This is a genomic window from Pseudoxanthomonas sp. UC19_8, from assembly GCF_042700505.1.
GTDB lineage: Bacteria > Pseudomonadota > Gammaproteobacteria > Xanthomonadales > Xanthomonadaceae > Pseudoxanthomonas_A > Pseudoxanthomonas_A winnipegensis.
In genome coordinates this window covers 2831991-2849430 of the sequence record NZ_CP170559.1, presented here as the reverse complement: position 1 = coordinate 2849430, position 17440 = coordinate 2831991, and the positions used below count along the sequence as shown (strand labels likewise).

Here is a 17440-nt window from a genome sequence, read left to right as displayed (position 1 = left end):
TCCGTGAGCAAGGCCCCAGCGGAGCAAGCTCCGCTCTACAGCCAGCGGCGCACGCGGGCGCAGTAGCGCGCGTAGGCGGGGCCGAACTCGGGGCGCAGGCGCGCTTCCTCGAACGGGATCACCACCTGCCGCAGCGCCAGCCACGGCAGCGGCAGCAGGACCAGCGCCCAGGGCACGACCACATAGCCGGCCAGGCCGATGTAGCTGGCCAGCAGGCTGACGTACATCGGGTTGCGGGTCAGGCGGTACGGGCCGCGCTCCACCAGGGACGAGGGCTGGCTGGAGGGCAGGATGGTGGTGCGGCGCGTGGCGAACAGCGCGAAGCACCACAGCGCCAGGCCCAGCGCGGCCAGGGCCAGCAGCGAGCCGGCCCATTGCATCGCCAGCAGCGCGCCGCCCTGCGGCAGCGGCAGGGCCAGCACGCGCTGGGCCAGCGCGGCGAGGCCGAAGGCGAGCAGGAAATGCACCGGCGCGGTCAGGCGGACCAGCAGCGGGATGTTCGACAGGCGCGCAGCGCCTTCCAGGGTGTGTTCTTCCAGCACGCCGCGTGATCGTCCTTGTGTCCGGGGCGACATCTTAGCCCGCGGCCTGCGGGAAAGCGCCCGTAGACTGGCCGCCCCACCTGCCAGGGTTCGCCGATGTCCATCGCCCGTCTTCGTACGCTCTTCCGCATTGGCCTGCTGGCGCTGCTACTGCCGGCCAGCCTCGCGCTGGCCGCGCCGAAGGACGCGGGATTCGAGCTGGTGGCGCTTGGGGTCGAGGGCGGGCTGGACGAGGGCAACCTGTCGTCCTACCTGATCCGCGCCAAGGCCGACACGCGCTATCTGGCGCTGGATGCCGGGACCGTGCTGCCGGGCATCGCGCAGGCGCTGCGGCAGGGCGCGTTCGCCGATATACGGCCCGCCGACGGGCTCACCCCACAGGGACAGGTGCTGCGCAACCTGATCGCCGGCACCTTCATCAGCCATGCGCATCTGGATCATGTCGGCGGGCTGCTGGTCGCGGCCACCGACGATGCCGGCCGCAAGCCGATCTACGGGCTGGCGCCGACGCTGGAGACGCTCAGCGCCGACTACTTCAACTGGCAGGCCTGGCCCAACTTCGCCGACCGCGGGCCGGCGCCGGCGCTGGGCCGCTATGTGCTGACCGAAGTCTTACCGGGGCGGTGGTTCGATGTGCCCGGGACCTCGCTGTCGGCCTGCGCCTATCCGCTGTGGCACGACCGGCTGACCTCGACGATGCTGCTGGTGCGCAGCGGCGATGCGTACTTCGCCTACTTCGGCGATACCGGGCCCGATGCGCTGTCCGGCGGCCAGCATCGGCTGGCGGACATCTGGCAGGGGCTGGCGCCGCTGGTGCGCCGGCACGCGCTCAAGGGGCTGCTGATCGAGGCCTCGTTCCCGGACGATGTGCCCGATGCGCAGCTGTTCGGCCATCTCACCCCGGCCTGGCTGCTGCGCGAGCTGGACGGGCTGGCCGCCGCGACCGGCGGCACCGCGCCGCTGAAGGGCCTGCCGGTGCTGGTGGGGCATATCAAGCCGAGCCTGGTGCAGGGGCGCGATCCGCGCGCGCTGGTGAAGACCGAGCTGGAGGCGGGCAACCGCCAGGGCGTCGCGTTCGTGCTGCCGGCCCAGGGGCAGGTGCTGCGGCTGCCTTGAGGGGGGGCAGGGGGAGCGGCCGCCGAGCGATACGGGGCGAGCCCCAAAAGCGACCCCTCCCCAGCCCTCCCCTTCGCTGCGCGAAAGGGAGGGGGCGGATCCTGCGGCGGGATGCAGTCGGAGCAGTGCCGCGGGAATCCTCCTACCGTCATTCCCGCGAACGCGGGAATCCGGGGACTTTCGCTGGGGGGGCGAGAGGCGCCGACCTCCGCCCCTCGCGGCAAGGGCGACCCCGCGCGCCGCATCCAATAAGGCGGAAATGTCGCCTATCTGTCACACACCGTGACTTTCGACGGCTTGCAAATCCGTAAGTTCCGTGTGAAAAGATCGTGTTGCTCTGCAGCATCGCCTGGCCGGCCGCGCGCCGGGTCCGGCGCGGGAATCCGCCCGTGCCGTGATCCGCGCCGTGCAGCGCCCGCGCCGCGATGCCGCCCAAGCCGCACCCCTTCGCCACCGGACCGCTCATGCCCCGATTGCAGCCCGCCGCCATTGCCTCGCCCGCTCCCGTACGGGGCGCCCGCCGGTGAGGGGCCGCGGCTTCGATCTGGCCGGCAACGGCAGCTCGGTGCGCACCGAGCTGCTGGCCGGGGCGACGACCTTCCTGACGATGGCCTACATCGTCTTCGTCAACCCGGACATCCTGGGCGCGGCCGGCATGGACAAGGGCGCGGTGTTCGTCGCCACCTGCCTGGCCGCGGCGCTGGGGTCGGCGCTGATGGGGCTGCTGGCCAACTGGCCGATCGGCCTGGCGCCGGGCATGGGGCTCAACGCCTTCTTCGCCTTCACCGTGGTCGGCACGATGGGCTATCCCTGGCCGCAGGCGCTGGGGCTGGTGTTCCTGTCCGGCTGCCTGTTCGTGCTGCTGACCCTGACCGGGGCGCGGCGCTGGCTGGTCGACGGCATCCCGCTGTCGCTGCGCAGCGGCATCGCCGCGGGCATCGGCCTGTTCCTGGCCTTCATCGGCCTGCAGGGCGCGGGGCTGGTGGTGGACAGCCCGGCCACGCTGGTGACCCTGGGCGACCTGCACCGGCCCGAGCCGCTGCTGGCCCTGGCAGGGCTGGTGCTGATCGGGATCCTGGACGCGCTGCGGGTGCGCGGGGCGATCCTGATCGGCATCCTGGCGGTGACCGCCGCCGGGCTGGCGCTGGGCAAGGTGCACTACGCCGGGCTGATGGCGTGGCCGCCGAGCCTGGCGCCGACCTTCCTCAAGCTCGACATCGCCGGGGCGCTGAGCCAGCACGGCGGCGTGGCCGCGCTGCTGCACGTGCTGCTGGTGTTCCTGCTGGTGGAGATGTTCGACGCCACCGGCACGCTGGCCGGCGTGGCCCAGCGCGCCGGGCTGCTGGATCGCCCGGACCAGCGCAAGCGTTTCGACCGCGCGCTGGTGGCCGACAGCACCGCGATCCTGGCCGGCTCGCTGCTGGGCACCTCCAGCACCACCGCCTACGTGGAGAGCGCGGCCGGCGTGCAGGCCGGCGGCCGCACCGGGCTGACCGCACTCACCGTGGCGGCGCTGTTCCTGCTGGCGCTGCTGTTCTCGCCGCTGGCCGCGATGGTGCCGGCCTACGCGACCGCGCCGGCGCTGATCTACGTGGCCGGGCTGATGCTGCGCGAGCTGGTCCACCTGGACTGGAGCGATGTCACCGAGGCCATGCCGGCCAGCCTGGCGGCGCTGGGCATGCCGTTCACCTATTCCATCGCCAACGGCCTGGCGCTGGGCTTCGTCAGCTATGCGCTGCTCAAGCTCGGCACCGGGCGCTGGCGCGGCGTGCACGCGGCGACCTGGGTGGTGGCGGCGCTGTTCGTGCTGCGTTACGCGCTGTAGCGCGACGCGGGCGGTGAGGGTTTCGCAAGACGTTTTGGCAAGGGGAGTCGTGCACGTGGTGGGAAGTAGAACAATCTGGGGCGTGATCGCCTGTGTGGCGCTGGCCGGCCAGGCCTGGGCGGCCGATGGCGGCGGCGCGGCTGGCGCGCGCGAGGCGAAGGTGGCCGCGCTGATGCAGCGCGTGGCGGGCAACGGCCCGCAGCTGCGCGCCTTCCTGCAGGCCATGCCCAAGGGCGCGGACCTGCACAACCATGTGGGTGGCAGCAACTACGCCGAGGATTTCCTGCGCTGGGCCGACGAGGACCAGGGCTGCATCGCCCGCGACACCCACCAGCTGCTGCCGCCGCCGTGCGGCGAGGGCACGGTGCCGGCGCGCGGCCTGGCCGCGCGCGATGCGGCGTTCTTCTCCGCCACGGTCGATGCGCTGTCGATGCGCAACTTCGTGCAGGGCAATGCGGCCGCCTCGGGGCACGACCAGTTCTTCAGCACCTTCGCCCGTTTCGGCAGTTCGCAGGCGCGTCGCCCCGACGCGATCGCCGCGACGCTGGAGCAGGCCGCGCGCGACCGCGTCAGCTATGTCGAGCTGATCGCCAACCCCGCCCAGTCGGCCGAGCTCGGCAAGCGCGCCGGCGCGCTGGACTGGGACGCCACCGACCTGGCCGCCAACCTGACGCCGCTGCAGGCCCAGCTGCCGGCTCTGGTCGAGGCGGCCAAGGCCGACACCGCCGCGCTCGATGCGCGCGTGGCCCAGCTGCTGCGCTGCGGCCAGGCCGATGCCAGCATCGGCTGCGGCGTGCGCTATCGCTATGTGCCGTACGCACTGCGCACGCTGCCGGCGCCGGTGGTGTTCGGACAGATGCTGATGGGCTATGCGGTGGTGCAGGCCGATCCGCAGCGCTACGCCGGGGTCAACATCGTCGCGCCGGAGGACAACCCGGTCGCGCTGCGCGACTACCGCCTGCACATGGCGATGTTCAAGCTGCTGTCCGCGCGCTACCCGCAGGTGCCGCTGACCCTGCACGCGGGCGAACTGAGCCTGGCCTGGTGCCGCCGGCGGACCTGCGCTTCCACATCCGCGATGCGGTGGCCATCGGCGCCCGGCGCATCGGTCACGGCGTGGACATCGGTTACGAGGACGATGCCGCCGGACTGCTGCGACAGATGAAGGCCCAGCACGTGGCGGTGGAGATCAACCTGACCAGCAACGACGTGATTCTCGGGGTCAAGGGCAGCGACCATCCGCTGCCGATGTACCTGGCCGCCGGCGTGCCGGTGGTGCTGTCCACCGATGACGAGGGCGTCTCGCGCAGCGACATGACCCACGAGTACCAGCGCGCGGTGACCGAGCAGGGCCTGGACTACGCCACGCTCAAGCAGGTCGCGCGCAATGGGCTGACCTATTCCTTCGCGCCTGGCCAGAGCCTGTGGGACGCGGACGGCCGCACGCCCGTGGCCGCCTGCGCCGGCTCGCTGATTTCCGGCAGCGCCGATGCGCGCTGCAAGGCGCTGCTCGAGGGCAGCGAGAAGGCGCGCCTGCAGTGGCAGCTGGAGCGCGACTTCGTCGCCTTCGAGACCCAGCAGCTGGCCGAGGCGGGCCGATGAGCCGCCTCGCACGGGCCCTGGCGCAGGGCGTGCTGCTGCTGTCGCTTGCCGCGAGCGCCTCGGCATGGGCGGGGCAGAAGCAGCTGGTGATCCTGGACGACGACCTGGACGGCTTCGCGCCGGCCCAGGTGATGGCGCTGCAGGCGCCCGATGTGCAGGTGCTGGGCCTGACCACGGTCAGCGGCAACGCCTGGGCCACCCAGGCCACCGCGCATGCGCGGCGCATGCTGGAGATCACCGGTCATCCCGAGGTACCGGTGGTGCAGGGCGCGATCGATCCGCTGGTCAACACCGAAGCGCAGACCGAGCGCTGGGAAGCGCTGTACGGCAAGCTGGTGTGGAAGGGCGTGTGGATGAGGCACTGGGTCGAGGACAACTTCCAGGCCGACCCCGATTACCACGGCCCGGAGGTGGTGCGCGATCTGAAGCTGGGCAATCCCAGCGTGGTCAAGGCCAGCGACGAGCCGGCGGCGCTGTTCCTGGTGCGCATGGTCCGCGCGTGTCCGGGCCAGGTGACCATCATCGCCACCGGCCCGCTGACCAATCTGGCGCTGGCCCAGCGCCTGGATCCGCAGTTCGCCAGCCTGGCCAAGGAACTGGTCTACATGGGCGGCAGCCTGGAGCCCAGGCAGACGCGCGACAGCGAGGCGGCGCGGCAGTTCGCGCGCGAGTTCGTCAACACGCCGCGGCGCGAGTTCAACATCCGCTTCGATCCCGAGGCCGCCAGCATCGTCATGCGCGCGCCGTGGAAGAAGATCGTGATGGTGCCGGTCGATCCGTCCACCGCCACCGAGGTCACCCCGGCGCTGCTGGCGCGCATGCGCGCGGCCGACACGCCGATCGCCCGCGCGCTGGCCTCGCGCCAGACCGGCTTCCCGCTGTGGGACGAGCTGGCCGTGGCGGTGTGGCTGGACCCCTCGCTGATTACCCAGTCCGACGAGTTGATGGTCGATACCAACCTCGACCGCGGCGCCGGCTACGGCGACATCCTGTCCTGGAGCCCGCCGTACGCGCCGGGCCTGGGCGAGCGGCGTCAGACCGTGGTGCGCAGCGTCGATGTACCGCGTTTCGAGGCGCTGATGGCGCGCCTGCTGACCCGGCCCCAGCCGCGCGCGGTCGGCGCGGCGGTGCCCTGAATCCCGGAGTTGAAAGCGGCAGGGCCAAGGACGCGGCCCGGACGCTGATCGGTGCCCGCGCGCGCCGACGCGGCGGTGTCTTGGCTAGAACCCTTACCCACACAGGCAATCCCCACATGAACAAAGCGCTCCTTTCCCTTGCCGTCACGGCCGCGTTGTACGCGACCGCCGGCGCCGCCTTCGCCCAGGACGCCACCGGCACCGACGCCGGGCAGCGCAGCAGCGTCACCACCACCTCCAACACCACCAACTCCAACGCCACCCAGCGCGCGCGCCAGCTCGACGCGGTCAAGGTCACCGGCACCTCGCTGTCGCTGGGCGGCGGCAACATGCAGGTCCAGGACGCGCCCAAGGCCGTGTCCACCATCGGCCGCGAAGCCATCCTCAAGGCCGCGCCCGGCGCCAACTTCACCCAGATGCTGTCCAGCATCCCCGGCGCGACCTCGGCCACCAACGACGTGACCGGCCTCAACGACGGCCAGTTCTCCGTGCGTGGCTACCCGCCCGATGAGGTGGGCGTGACCGTCAACGGCGTGCCGATCAACGACTCGGGCAACTACAAGATGTACGCCACCGAGTACGGCGACACCGAGAACATGGGCGACATCACCGTCGAGCAGGGCTATCCCAGCGTGACCTCGCCGGTGATCGGCGCGGCCGGCGGCAACATCGCCTGGGTCACCGTCGATCCGACCGCCGAGGCGGGTCTGGACTTCAGCCAGAGCGCGGGCAGCAACGGCTACCACCGCACCTTCCTGCGCTACAACACCGGCGATACCGGCCCGCTGCGTTCGTGGATCTCCTACTCCAACAACGAGACCAGCCTGTGGCGCGGCACCGGCAAGTCGCTGGTGACCAAGGTCGACGCCAAGTCGGTGTGGACCATCGACGAGGACAACTCGATCACCGGCTCGCTGCAGTACAACCGCGAGTTCAAGAACAACTACCGCAACGTCACCAAGGCCCAGGCCCACCAGAACTACCACTTCGGCTACGACGGCAACTACAACCCGGCCGTGCCCAGCGCCTATGCCTGGATGCAGACCAACCCGTTCCGCAGCTGGATCGCCAGCCTGGACGGCGAGTTCACCCTGACCGACTCGCTGCACCTGTCGGTGGTGCCGTACATGGTCTACGGCTACGGCGGTGGCGGCAGCGGCACCACCCAGAACGAGTCGGCCTATGGCGGCATCGACGCCAACAAGGACGGCGACACGCGCGATACCAATGTGCCGGTCTATCAGATGTTCACCTCCGACACCTACCGCCCCGGTATCCACGTCAAGTTCAAGCAGGACTTCGGCCTCAACGACAGCCTGGAGTTCGGCGCACTCTACGAGCGTCCGCGCAACCAGCAGAGCCGCAACCTGATGCCCACCAGCATCGATGGCGACCCGTCCAACCTGTGGGGCCAGGACAACGAGGACATGCTGACCTATCCCAACGGCAGCGCCCTGCAGACCTATCGTTCCTACTCGATCACCGATACCAAGCGCCTGTTCGCGACCAACACCTGGACGCCCAACGACCAGTGGACCGTGACGCTGGGCGGCGCCTACACCTGGGTCAACCGCAAGGGCTGGTACACCAATCTGCCGGATTCGGGCATCGCGACCACCGGCATCAGCCTGGGTGAGGTGACCGGCGAGGGCGAGGCCAAGTACAACAAGTTCACCCCGACCGGCGGCGTCAAGTTCCAGCTCGACGAGCGCAACCAGTTCTACTTCGGCATCGGCCAGGCCTACCGCGCCCCGATCAACACCGCGGCGCTGAACTACTTCTACAGCAAGGCCGCGGCCGCGGCGCTGGCCCAGCCCAGCGGCACGATCAAGCCCAAGCCCGAGTCCTCCTGGACCGCCGACCTGGGCTGGCGCTACTACGGCGATCAGATCAGCGCGATGGTCGACATCTACAGCAGCAAGTTCAAGGACAAGCAGGTCAGCGGCACCGACCCGGTCAGCAAGGCCTCGGTCTACACCACGCTGGACAAGGTCGATGTGACCGGCATCAACGGCGAGGTCAGCTACAAGTTCAACGACAACTGGTCCACCTACGCCTCCTACGCCTACAACAAGTCGGAGATGAAGAGCGATCTGACCGTGGCCGGCGTCACCTACGACACCGACGGCAAGACCATGATCAACGCGCCCAAGAACGTGGGCTACGTCGCGGTGAACTACGACCAGGGTCCGTTCTGGGCCAGCGCCAACGCCAATGTCCTGGGCGGCATCTATGCCGACTGGGAGAACCGCGCCCATGCCGGCGGCTACACCACGATCAACCTCAATGGCGGCTGGAACTTCGCCGATGCGGGCTGGCTGAAGAAGCCCTACATCAAGGTCAACCTGTGGAACGTGGCCAACCGCAAGGCCTTCACCTGGGCCTCCAGCGTGACGACCTATCGCTCGGTCGGTACCGATACCTACCAGCTGCTGCAGGACCGCACCTTCATGGTCACGGTGGGCGGTTCGTTCGACCTGTAACGCCGGGGTGCCGCGCAGCCGCGGGCCACGGTCCGCGCTGCGCGCTTCATCGTCCGCGGGGCCTCGTCCCCGCGGACCCTGCGTCTGTCGCCCTGCCCGCAGGGCGGCAGAGGCGGTGCGAGTCTTTCCATGCGGTCGATGGTCCGCTCCCAGCGCGTGATGCGCGGAGATCGTGACCTCGTTGCGTCCGCGCTTCCCGACGATCGGCGCCGCCTGTCCGGTCCGTGCGTCTCCTTCTCCTATTCCACACCGGAGGCCCTATGTTCCGTCCTCTGATCAAGCTCCTGCTGCCGACGCTGCTCGGCCTGTGTGCCATGCCGGCGCTCGCGCAGAAGCCGCTGGCGCCCAAGGTGCTGGTGATCACCATGTTCGCGCCGGAGGCAGCGCCCTGGCGCGAGGCCGAGCGCTTCGACACGCAGGTGTCCGTGCCGGGCCTGTCGCCCAAGTACCCGACCGTGGACTGCACGCGCGCCGGGCTGTGCCTGATGACCACCGACATGGGCCTGGCCAACGCGGCCAGCTCGGTCGCCGCGCTGGTGGCCTCGCCGCGCTTCGACCTGCGCCGCACCTACTTCCTGATCGCCGGCATCGGCGGCGTCGCGCCGGAGCAGGGCACGCTGGGCTCGGCGCACTGGGCACGCTACGCCATCGATGGCGGCCTGATGCGCGCGGTCGATCCGCGCCAGCAGCCGGCCGGCTGGTCGTCCAACCTGCTGATGCTCGGCGCCACCGCGCCGGGGCAGAAGGTCGAGCACCGCACCGGGACCGAGGTGTTCCAGCTCGACGAGGCCCTGCTGCAGAAGGCCTACGCCCTGAGCGCGGGCGTGCCGCTGGAGGACAGCGACGCGGCCGCGGCCTATCGCCTGCAGTATCCGCAGCCGGCCGCGCGTGCCGCGCCGGCGGTGAGCATCTGCGACAGCCTGACCAGCGACACCTACTGGCACGGCAGCCTGATCGCCACGGCGATGGAGGCTTACGTGCAGCTGACCACCGACGGGCGCGGCCACTACTGCATCACGCAGATGGAGGACAATGCCACCCTGACCGCGCTCCAGCGGGGAGCCGAGGCGGGCAGTCTGCAGTTCGCCCGCGTCGCCCTGCTGCGCACGGCCTCCAATTTCGATCGCGAGGCGCCAGGACAGGACGTGGGCGCCTCGCTGTCGGCCAAGTCCGGTGGCTTCCTGCCATCCACCCACAACGCCTACCGAGTCGGGCATGCGTTGACCGAGGCCATCCTGGCGCACTGGGAGGCGTGGTCGCACGGCGTGCCGAAGGAATGACCTCATGCCTGCCAACCTCGCTTCCTCCCGCCCCCTGCGCGCCCTGTCGCTGGCGGCCCTGGCCCTGCTGATGGCCGCGCCCGCGCTGGCGCAGAGTCGCCGCCAGGGCGCCGAGCTGCCGCAGATGCGACTGTCCCAGCGGCCGCTGATCGTGGCCCACCGCGGCCGCGCCACCTCCGACGGCGCCGAGAACAGTCTGGTGCAGATGCAGCAGGTGGCCAGCCACCAGATCGGCGTGGAAATGGACCTGGCCGCCAGCCAGGACGGCGTGCTCTATCTGCTGCACGACGCCACCCTCGACCGCACCACCACCGGCACCGGCCCGATCAAGGCGCAGACCAGCCAGGCGCTGGACGCGGTCAAGCTCAAGGACGGCCACGGCAAGCCGACCGACGAGGCCCTGCCGCGCCTGACCAAGGTCCTGGACTGGGCCGCCGGCGTGCCCGACGTGATCCTGATGATCGATCTGAAGGGCATCAAGGCGGCCACGCTGGCGCCGCTGCTGCGCGAGCGCAAGCTGCAGGACCGCGTCATCCTGCTGACCTTCGAGCGCGGCGCGGCGGCCGAGGCGCTGGCCAGTGCCGATGGCGCCATGGTCTCGGTGCTGATCAAGACCCAGTCCGACGCCAACTACTACAAGCGCATCGCCGCCGGCCGGCCGCTGGCGATGTACGTGCCGCAGGACTCCAAGAACAAGGTCTTCGGCTACGCAAAGACCGCCGGGGCGGTGCTGGTGACCGACGTGATCGACGGCGAGGGCGAGGACAGCGCGGCGCTGAACGCCAAGGTCGCCAAGCAGGGCTGCAAGGCCTATCTCGACTACATCGATGCCCACTACACCGACGTGCTGGTGACCAACCACCCCAAGTGCGCGGCGCAGACGCTCAAGGCCTACGTGCCGACCACGGACAACGGGCCGCATTGAGCGGCCGTCGTTGCCTCTTCGACGCTGGTGGGGAGCCTTGAATTAGGTTCTTCTCCTGATCGAGGGATCAAAGGGCGTTCGCGTTCTTGCTTCCTTCGGAGGCGCTGCGGTCAGGCGGGCTGTAACCGCTTATCCCTCGATCAGGGAATCCTGCCTCCTGCCTTAAGGCGCTCTGCCTCCTGCCTCGCTCGTCGCGGACACCACCCACCGCACCTCTGCCTTGCGCGGTGAGTTGGAGGGCTCCGGATCGTGGGAGCAGCTGTCTCGCAGTGGCATGACTGTAGAGCGGAGCTTGCTCCGCTGCTGTTCGTTCGGTTCGCGGGAAAGGCCCCAGCGGAGCGAGCTCCGCTCTACAGGTGGGTCCGCCTGGTGGGCGGGCCGAGCAGAGGCGCCATGCAGGGTCGGGTCGAGGCGGGTTTAAGAGGCGTGCCCACCGGCCCGGTCCTCAGGCCATCAATACGTCGACATTCCCGTTCACCGGCGAGGGACCCCGAATCAGGGCAGCCCGGCCAGCCAGTCGTCGTCGCTGCCTTCGTTGATGTCGGCGAACAGCGGCGTGGAGAAGTAGCGCTCGCCCGTATCGGGCAGCATCGCCAGGATCACCGAGCCCGGCACGGCCTTCTCGGCCACTTCCAGCGCGGTGGCCAGGGTGGCGCCTGCGGAGATGCCGACGAAGATGCCTTCCTCGGCCGCCAGCCGGCGCGAGGTCTCGATCGCGCGCTCGTCGGTGACGGTGTAGAGCTCGTCGTAGACCTCGCGGTTGAGCACCTCGGGCACGAAGTCCGGGGTCCAGCCCTGGATCTTGTGCGGCTTCCACTCATCGCCCTTCAGCAGCGCCGCGCCGGCCGGCTCGGTGGCGATGATCCTGGTCTCCGGGCGCGCGACTTTAAGCACTTCGCCCACGCCGGTCAGCGTGCCGCCCGTGCCCCAGCCGGTGACGAAGAAGTCCAGGCGCTGACCGGCGAAGTCGCGCAGGATCTCAGGCCCGGTGGTGTTGCGGTGATAGGCCGGATTGGCCGGGTTGGCGAACTGGCTGGCCAGGAACCAGCCGTGCTGTTCGGCCAGCTCCTTGGCCTTGCGCACCATGCCGCTGCCGCGCTCGGCGGCCGGGGTGAGGATGACCTTGGCGCCGTAGGCGCGCATCAGCTTGCGGCGCTCGATGGAGAAGGTCTCCACCATCGTGGCCACGAACTTGTAGCCGCGCGCCGCGCACACCATCGCCAGCGCCACGCCGGTATTGCCCGAGGTGGCCTCGACCACCGTGTCGCCCGGCTTGAGCAGGCCGCGGGCCTCGGCGTCTAGGATGATCGCCAGCGCCAGGCGGTCCTTGACCGAGCCGCCGGGATTGAACGACTCGACCTTGGCATACACCGTGGTGTGCGCCGGCGCGAGGCGATGGAGCTTGACCACCGGGGTGCGGCCGATGGTGTCCAGGATGTTGTCGTAGATGGCCATGCGAAGACGTCTCTTCCGATTAGAAGGGTGGGATCAGGCAGCGAGCGACAGCGTGGGCGCGTCGATGTTGTCGGGATGTTGTGATGCCGGCGCGGACAGGGGCGCATCGCCGTGCCAGTGCAGCGTGTGCGCCAGCGCGGCGACCTCGCCCAGGATCAGCAGGGCCGGCGAGCGCACCTGGTGGTGGCGCGCGGTCTCGGCCAGGTCGGCCAGGGTGCCGGTGACCACGCGCTGGGTGCGGCGCGAGCCGTTCTCGACCAGCGCGAAGGGCGTGGCGGCGGCGCGGCCGTGGGCGATGAGGCGCTCGCGGAAGGTCTCCAGCCCGGCCACGCCCATGTAGACGGCCAGGGTCTGGCGTTCCTGCGCCAGCGCCTGCCAGTCCAGCGTGTCCAGGGAGTCGCGGCAGTGCGCGGTCACCAGGCGCAGGCCTTGCGCGTGGTCGCGGTGGGTCAGCGGGATGCCCGAATACGCCGCGCAGGCCAGCGCGGCGGTGATGCCGGGCACCACTTCGAAGGCGATGCCGTGGGCCTTGAGGAATTCCAGCTCCTCGCCGCCGCGGCCGAACACGAACGGATCGCCGCCCTTGAGCCGCACCACGCGCCGGCCGGCGCGGGCGTGTTCGAGCATCAGCGCGTGGATGTCGTCCTGGCGCGTGCTGTGGCCCTGGGCCGACTTGCCCACCTCGATGCGGGTGGCGTCGCGTCGGGCCATGGCCAGCACCTCGGCGCTGACCAGGCGGTCGTGCAGGATCACGTCGGCCTCGTTCATCGCGCGCAGCGCGTTGAGCGTGAGCAGGCCGGCATCGCCCGGGCCGGCGCCGACCAGCGTGACGGTGCCGGCGTGGGCCTGGGCGGCGCTGGACAGCGCGCGCTGCAGTTCGGTCTCGGCGGCCGCGTCCTGTCGCTGGCGCAGCAGGCGCGGCACGGTGCCGGCGAGCAGTTGCTCGAAGAAGCGCCGGCGAGCGCCCATCTCGGGGAAGCGCGCGCGGATGCGGGCGCGCTGCCGGCCGAGCAGGGCGACCAGCGACCCCCAGGACTCGTCCAGCAGCGTCTCCAGCTGACGGCGGATGTGGCGCGCCACCATCGGCGCATGGCCGCCGCTGGAGATGGCGATCTGCAGGGCGCCGCGTTCGACCAGGGCCGGCACCTGGAAGCTGGACAGCTCGGCGTCGTCGACCACGTTGGCCAGCAGGCGCCGCGCGGCGGCCGCGTCGGCCACCGCGCGATTGACCTCGCCCTCGTCGGTGGCGGCGATCACCAGCCACACCCCGTCCAGCCAGTCGGGCGTGAAACTGCCCGGCTGCCAGGCGATGCGGCCCTGCTCGGCCCACTGCGCCAGGCGCGGGGTCAGGGTCGGTGCGCCCACGTGGGGGAGGGCGCCGGCGTGGAGCAGGGCCTCGACCTTGCGCTCGGCGACCGCGCCACCGCCGACCACGCGGACCGCACGGCCACGCAGGTCGGCGAACAGAGGAAACAGGGCAGCGCTCACGGGCGGGTCCGGGTCGAGAGGGCCACGACGCTACGCCCCGCTTATGACGGTCGGAAATGACTTGCCGCTGCGTTCAGATAACCCTACGTTATAAGCAGCGGTGGCCGGAACACGTAAATTCGTTTTCCCCATAAGCGGCCGCGCCGCACCTCGCCAGCGATCCTTCCGCAGATGACCCTGACCCAGCTCCGCTATCTGGTCGCCATCGCCGACGCCGACTTCAACATCACCCTGGCGGCCGCGCGCGTGCACGCCACCCAGCCCGGTCTGTCCAAGCAGCTCAAGCAGCTGGAGGATGAGCTGGGCTTCCTGCTGTTCGTGCGCAAGGGCCGCAGTCTTGAATCGGTGACCCCGGCCGGGGTGGAAGTCATCCAGCGCGCCCGTGCCGTGCTGTCCGAGGCCAACAACATCCGCACCTACGCGGCCAACCAGCGCCGCGAGAGCCAGGGCCAGCTGGTGCTGGCCACCACGCACACCCAGTCGCGCTTCGTGCTGCCGCACGCGGTGGCGCAGATCAAGCGCGCCTATCCGCAGGTCAGCGTGCACCTGCAGCAGGCGGCCGAGGCCGATGCGCTGGATCTGCTGGGCCAGGGCGATGCCGACATGGCGGTGATCAGCACCTCCGGCGACACGCCGGCGGCCGGCCTGGCCGTGCCGCTGTACCGCTGGCGCCGCCTGGTGGTGGTGCCACGCGGGCACGCGCTGGACCGCAAGGGCGCAGCGCCGGACCTGGCCGCCCTGGCGGGCCAGCCGCTGATCAGCTACGAGTCCTCGACCCGGCCCGGCTCCTCCCTGCAGCGCGCCTTCGTGCATGCCGGCCTGGAGCCCAACATCGCGCTCACCGCACTGGATGCGGACCTGATCAAGACCTACGTGCGTACCGGCATGGGCGTGGGCCTGCTGGCCGAGATGGCGGTCAATGCCGGCGACGCCGACCTACGCGCCTGGCCGGCGCCGGCGGAGATCAGCGAGTGCATCGCCTGGGCGGTGCTGCCGCGTGAGCGGGTGCTGCGCGATTACGCGCTGGATCTGGTGCACGTGCTGGCGCCGCAGATCGACAAGCGCGACCTGCGTCAGGTGATGGATGGCAACCGCGAACCGGACTGGCCGGTGCCGCCGACGTGGGAAGCGTTGACCCAGACCATCACGAGTTGAGGGTCCGCGTCAGCGAGCGCCAGGATGAGCGCAGGCGCGAGCGACCAGACCGATCTCGAAGTCGTCATTCCCGCGCCTGCGGGATCCAGGCGAAAGTCCCCTTGCTGTTGCGCCGCGTCACGCCCTGCAAAACCGTGCGCGCTACGATCCGCCTCCCCCGCGTCCATGCAACGTCTTTCGAGGAGGCCATCGTGCCCAAGTACGTGATCGAACGTGACATCCCCGGCGCGGGGAAGCTGACGCCCGCCGAGCTCAACGGCATTTCCCAGCACTCCTGCAGCGTGCTGCACGGGATGGGGCCGCAGATCCAGTGGCTGCACAGCTATGTCACCGACGACAAGATCTATTGCGTCTATATCGCGCCGGACGAGGCCAGCGTGCGAGAGCACGCGGCCAAGGGAGGATTCCCGGCCAATTCGGTCGCCCAGGTGCGCACGGTGATCGATCCGACCACCGCCGAAGCCTGATGCCCCTTCAGGGATCGACCCCAACGCGCCGCTGATCCGGCGCGTTGCTGTCCGCCAGGCCGGCTCAGGCCAGCGGCACCACCACCCGAAAGCGACTCCCGCGCCCCTTGCGCGTGTGCACTTCGACCGGATACCCCAGCGTCTGCGCGGTGCGACTGACGATCCACAGGCCCAGGCCCAGGCCTTCCCCGTGCGGATTGGCCTGGCGGAAGGCGCTGAAGATCTCGCGCGCGTCCTGCGCGTCCATGCCCACGCCGGTGTCGAGCACCTCGATCGCCACGTGGTCGCCGTGGCGGCGGCAGCCGATCAGCACTGAGCCGTTCTCGGTGTACTTGACCGCGTTGCCGAGCAGGTTGCCCAGCAGCGTGGACAGCAGCGTGCGATGGCTGCGCACGCGCAGGGTGGTGGGGACATTGCGCAGGCGCAGACCGCGCTGCTGCGCCGGACGACGCCAGGTGGCCAGGATGTCGTCGAGCACGTCCTGCAGGGGCAGTTCGATCAGGTCGGGGCGCACCTCGTCGCCGCCGGCGATCGCCAGGCTGGCCAGTTGGTCGAAGCCGCGGCTGATCTGCCCCAGCGAGACGCGCGCGTCGTCCAGCGCCGGCAGGGTGGGGGCGTCGCTGGGCAGGGTGCGGCGCAGCTTCTCCAGCGCATAGCCGGCGCTGCGCAGCGGCGTCTTGAGGTCGTGGCCGGCGATGGCCATCAGCCGCGCGCGGTAATGGTTGGCCTCCTGCGCCATGGCCAGGGTGCGGCGCAGTTCCATCAGGGCCATGGTCTGGCGCGCCAGGGCCTGCAGGGCGTCGAGCTGTTGCGGGCTGATGCTGCGCGGCAAGGTGTCGAGCACGCACAGCGAGCCCAGCGGCAGGCCGTCGGGGCTGCGCAGCACCGCGCCGGCGTAGAAGCGCAGGTACGGCTCGCCGCTGACCAGCGGGTTGCAGGCGAAGCGCGGCTCGGCCAGCGTGTCCTCGACCACCAGCACCTCGTCCTCCAGGATCGCGTGGGCGCAGATGGACGAGTGCAGCGGGGTCTGCTGCGCGCCCATGCCGACTTCGCTCTTGAACCACTGCCGGTCGGCATCGACCAGGCTGATCAGCGCCATCGGCGCATTGCAGATCAGCGCGGCCAGGTTCGTGATGTCGTCGAAGGCGGCCTCACGCGGTGTATCGAGGATCGCGTAGGCGTGCAGCGTCTCCAGCCGCAGCGTCTCGTTGACGGCGCGCGGCGCGGTGGACGCGGCGCACTCCAGGGGCGGCGTGGCGCGCGGGGGCGGACTGACGGCTGACATGCGAAGAGAAGCTTCCTGGCGGAGGCGCTGCGCCGCGGCGGACCGCCGCAACGGGGCGGACAGAGTAGGGCGCGCCTGGGTCTGGGCCGTGAAGGTTCTTACACGGCCGCGCTGGCGCGTCGCCGCCGGCTTCGCACTTGCCGGCCGGAGGCTCTAGACTGCGCGCCATGCTGCGCCACCGCCGCTTCCTGGGACTGATGCATCGGCTCGCCCTGCTGGGCGCGCTGCTGATGGTCGTGGCGCCGGTGGTCAGCCGCTGGCTGCAGTGGCATGGCCCGGCCGAGCCGCTGCGCGTCCTGACCGCGCTATGCACCAGCGGCGGCATGCGCCTGGTCGATCTGGGCGCCGCCGCGCCGCAGGCCGCAGGCCACGGCGACCACGCGCCGAACCTGGCGATGGACATGGCCAGCATGGGCCACGCCGCGCCCGACGGCATGCCCGCCGACCACCACGAGGGCATGGCCTGCGACTACTGCCTGCTGGCCGCGCGGCTGCTGCCCTTCGTCCTGATCCTGCTGTTGCTGCCGCTGCTGCAGGCGGCGCCTTCGCTGTTGCCCGAACACCGGGCCACGCCGCGCCAGGCGCTGCCCTGGCCGGCCCACGCCGCACGCGGACCTCCGCACACCCTGGTCGCCTGATCCCACCGATCCGCGCGGGCGCTCGCCTGCGTGGGCGTCGACC

The 17440-nt window shown here is 70.5% G+C and carries 13 protein-coding genes and 1 pseudogene; 10 read left to right on the top strand and 4 right to left on the bottom strand.

All coding sequences use genetic code 11. From position 1 onward, the window contains the following. Positions 1-35 precede the first annotated feature (35 nt). Positions 36-539 (bottom strand): methyltransferase family protein, encoded by a 504-nt coding sequence (locus ACFJIT_RS12580; protein ID WP_379655774.1) that lies wholly within the window; start codon positions 537-539, stop codon positions 36-38. A gap of 99 nt (positions 540-638) precedes the next feature. Here ACFJIT_RS12580 and ACFJIT_RS12575 point away from each other — a divergent pair, with 99 nt between their 5' ends. The 7 genes and pseudogenes from ACFJIT_RS12575 to ACFJIT_RS12545 all read left to right on the top strand — a co-directional run bounded on the left by ACFJIT_RS12575 (position 639) and on the right by ACFJIT_RS12545 (position 10909). After that, positions 639-1658: a 3',5'-cyclic-nucleotide phosphodiesterase gene (locus tag ACFJIT_RS12575; protein ID WP_379653801.1), complete on the top strand. Its 1020-nt coding sequence runs from the start codon at positions 639-641 to the stop codon at positions 1656-1658. A 523-nt stretch (positions 1659-2181) separates the two neighbouring features. After that, positions 2182-3483, top strand: a complete 1302-nt coding sequence (locus ACFJIT_RS12570; RefSeq protein ID WP_379653800.1) for an NCS2 family permease — start codon at positions 2182-2184, stop codon at positions 3481-3483. Positions 3484-3652: 169 nt separating this feature from the next. Next, positions 3653-5085: pseudogene (locus ACFJIT_RS12565) on the top strand (adenosine deaminase). Further along, on the top strand, positions 5082-6221 hold the full coding sequence (locus ACFJIT_RS12560) for a nucleoside hydrolase (protein WP_379653799.1): 1140 nt from the start codon (positions 5082-5084) through the stop codon (positions 6219-6221). Before ACFJIT_RS12565 ends, ACFJIT_RS12560 begins: the two are co-directional and overlap by 4 nt. A 116-nt stretch (positions 6222-6337) precedes the next feature. Further along, a complete protein-coding gene (locus ACFJIT_RS12555; protein WP_379653798.1) occupies positions 6338-8704 on the top strand; it encodes a TonB-dependent receptor in 2367 nt (788 codons plus the stop codon). 260 nt (positions 8705-8964) lie between these two features. Further along, entirely contained in the window at positions 8965-9984 is a 1020-nt protein-coding gene (locus ACFJIT_RS12550) for a purine-nucleoside phosphorylase (protein WP_379653797.1), read from the top strand. A gap of 4 nt (positions 9985-9988) precedes the next feature. Beyond that, on the top strand, positions 9989-10909 hold the full coding sequence (locus ACFJIT_RS12545) for a glycerophosphodiester phosphodiesterase family protein (protein ID WP_379653796.1): 921 nt from the start codon (positions 9989-9991) through the stop codon (positions 10907-10909). A 495-nt stretch (positions 10910-11404) separates the two neighbouring features. On the opposite strand, the gene cysK is transcribed toward ACFJIT_RS12545, so the two are convergent. Both cysK and cysG read right to left on the bottom strand, forming a co-directional pair. After that, the gene (cysK, locus tag ACFJIT_RS12540; RefSeq protein WP_130515693.1) at positions 11405-12364 is read right to left on the bottom strand and encodes a cysteine synthase A; all 960 of its coding nucleotides are present in this window, start codon (positions 12362-12364) and stop codon (positions 11405-11407) included. 33 nt (positions 12365-12397) lie between these two features. Then, positions 12398-13852 carry a siroheme synthase CysG gene (gene cysG / locus ACFJIT_RS12535; protein WP_379653795.1) on the bottom strand — a complete coding sequence of 485 codons (1455 nt, stop codon included), beginning with the start codon at positions 13850-13852 and terminating at the stop codon, positions 12398-12400. Positions 13853-14023: 171 nt separating this feature from the next. On the opposite strand from cysG, the gene ACFJIT_RS12530 reads away from it, so the two are divergent. Together ACFJIT_RS12530 and ACFJIT_RS12525 are read left to right on the top strand one after the other, a co-directional pair. Beyond that, positions 14024-15007, top strand: coding sequence for a LysR family transcriptional regulator (locus ACFJIT_RS12530; RefSeq protein ID WP_131660140.1), 984 nt, complete (start codon positions 14024-14026; stop codon positions 15005-15007). Between the two features lie 191 nt (positions 15008-15198). Continuing rightward, a complete protein-coding gene (locus ACFJIT_RS12525; protein ID WP_379653794.1) occupies positions 15199-15474 on the top strand; it encodes a DUF4242 domain-containing protein in 276 nt (91 codons plus the stop codon). 64 nt (positions 15475-15538) lie between these two features. Here the strand turns inward: ACFJIT_RS12525 and ACFJIT_RS12520 are convergent, their stop codons facing one another. Beyond that, positions 15539-16759: an ATP-binding protein gene (locus ACFJIT_RS12520; protein WP_379653793.1), complete on the bottom strand. Its 1221-nt coding sequence runs from the start codon at positions 16757-16759 to the stop codon at positions 15539-15541. Positions 16760-16926: 167 nt separating this feature from the next. Here ACFJIT_RS12520 and ACFJIT_RS12515 point away from each other — a divergent pair, with 167 nt between their 5' ends. Then, positions 16927-17397 carry a DUF2946 family protein gene (locus tag ACFJIT_RS12515; protein WP_379653792.1) on the top strand — a complete coding sequence of 157 codons (471 nt, stop codon included), beginning with the start codon at positions 16927-16929 and terminating at the stop codon, positions 17395-17397. The last annotated feature ends 43 nt before the right edge of the window (positions 17398-17440 follow it).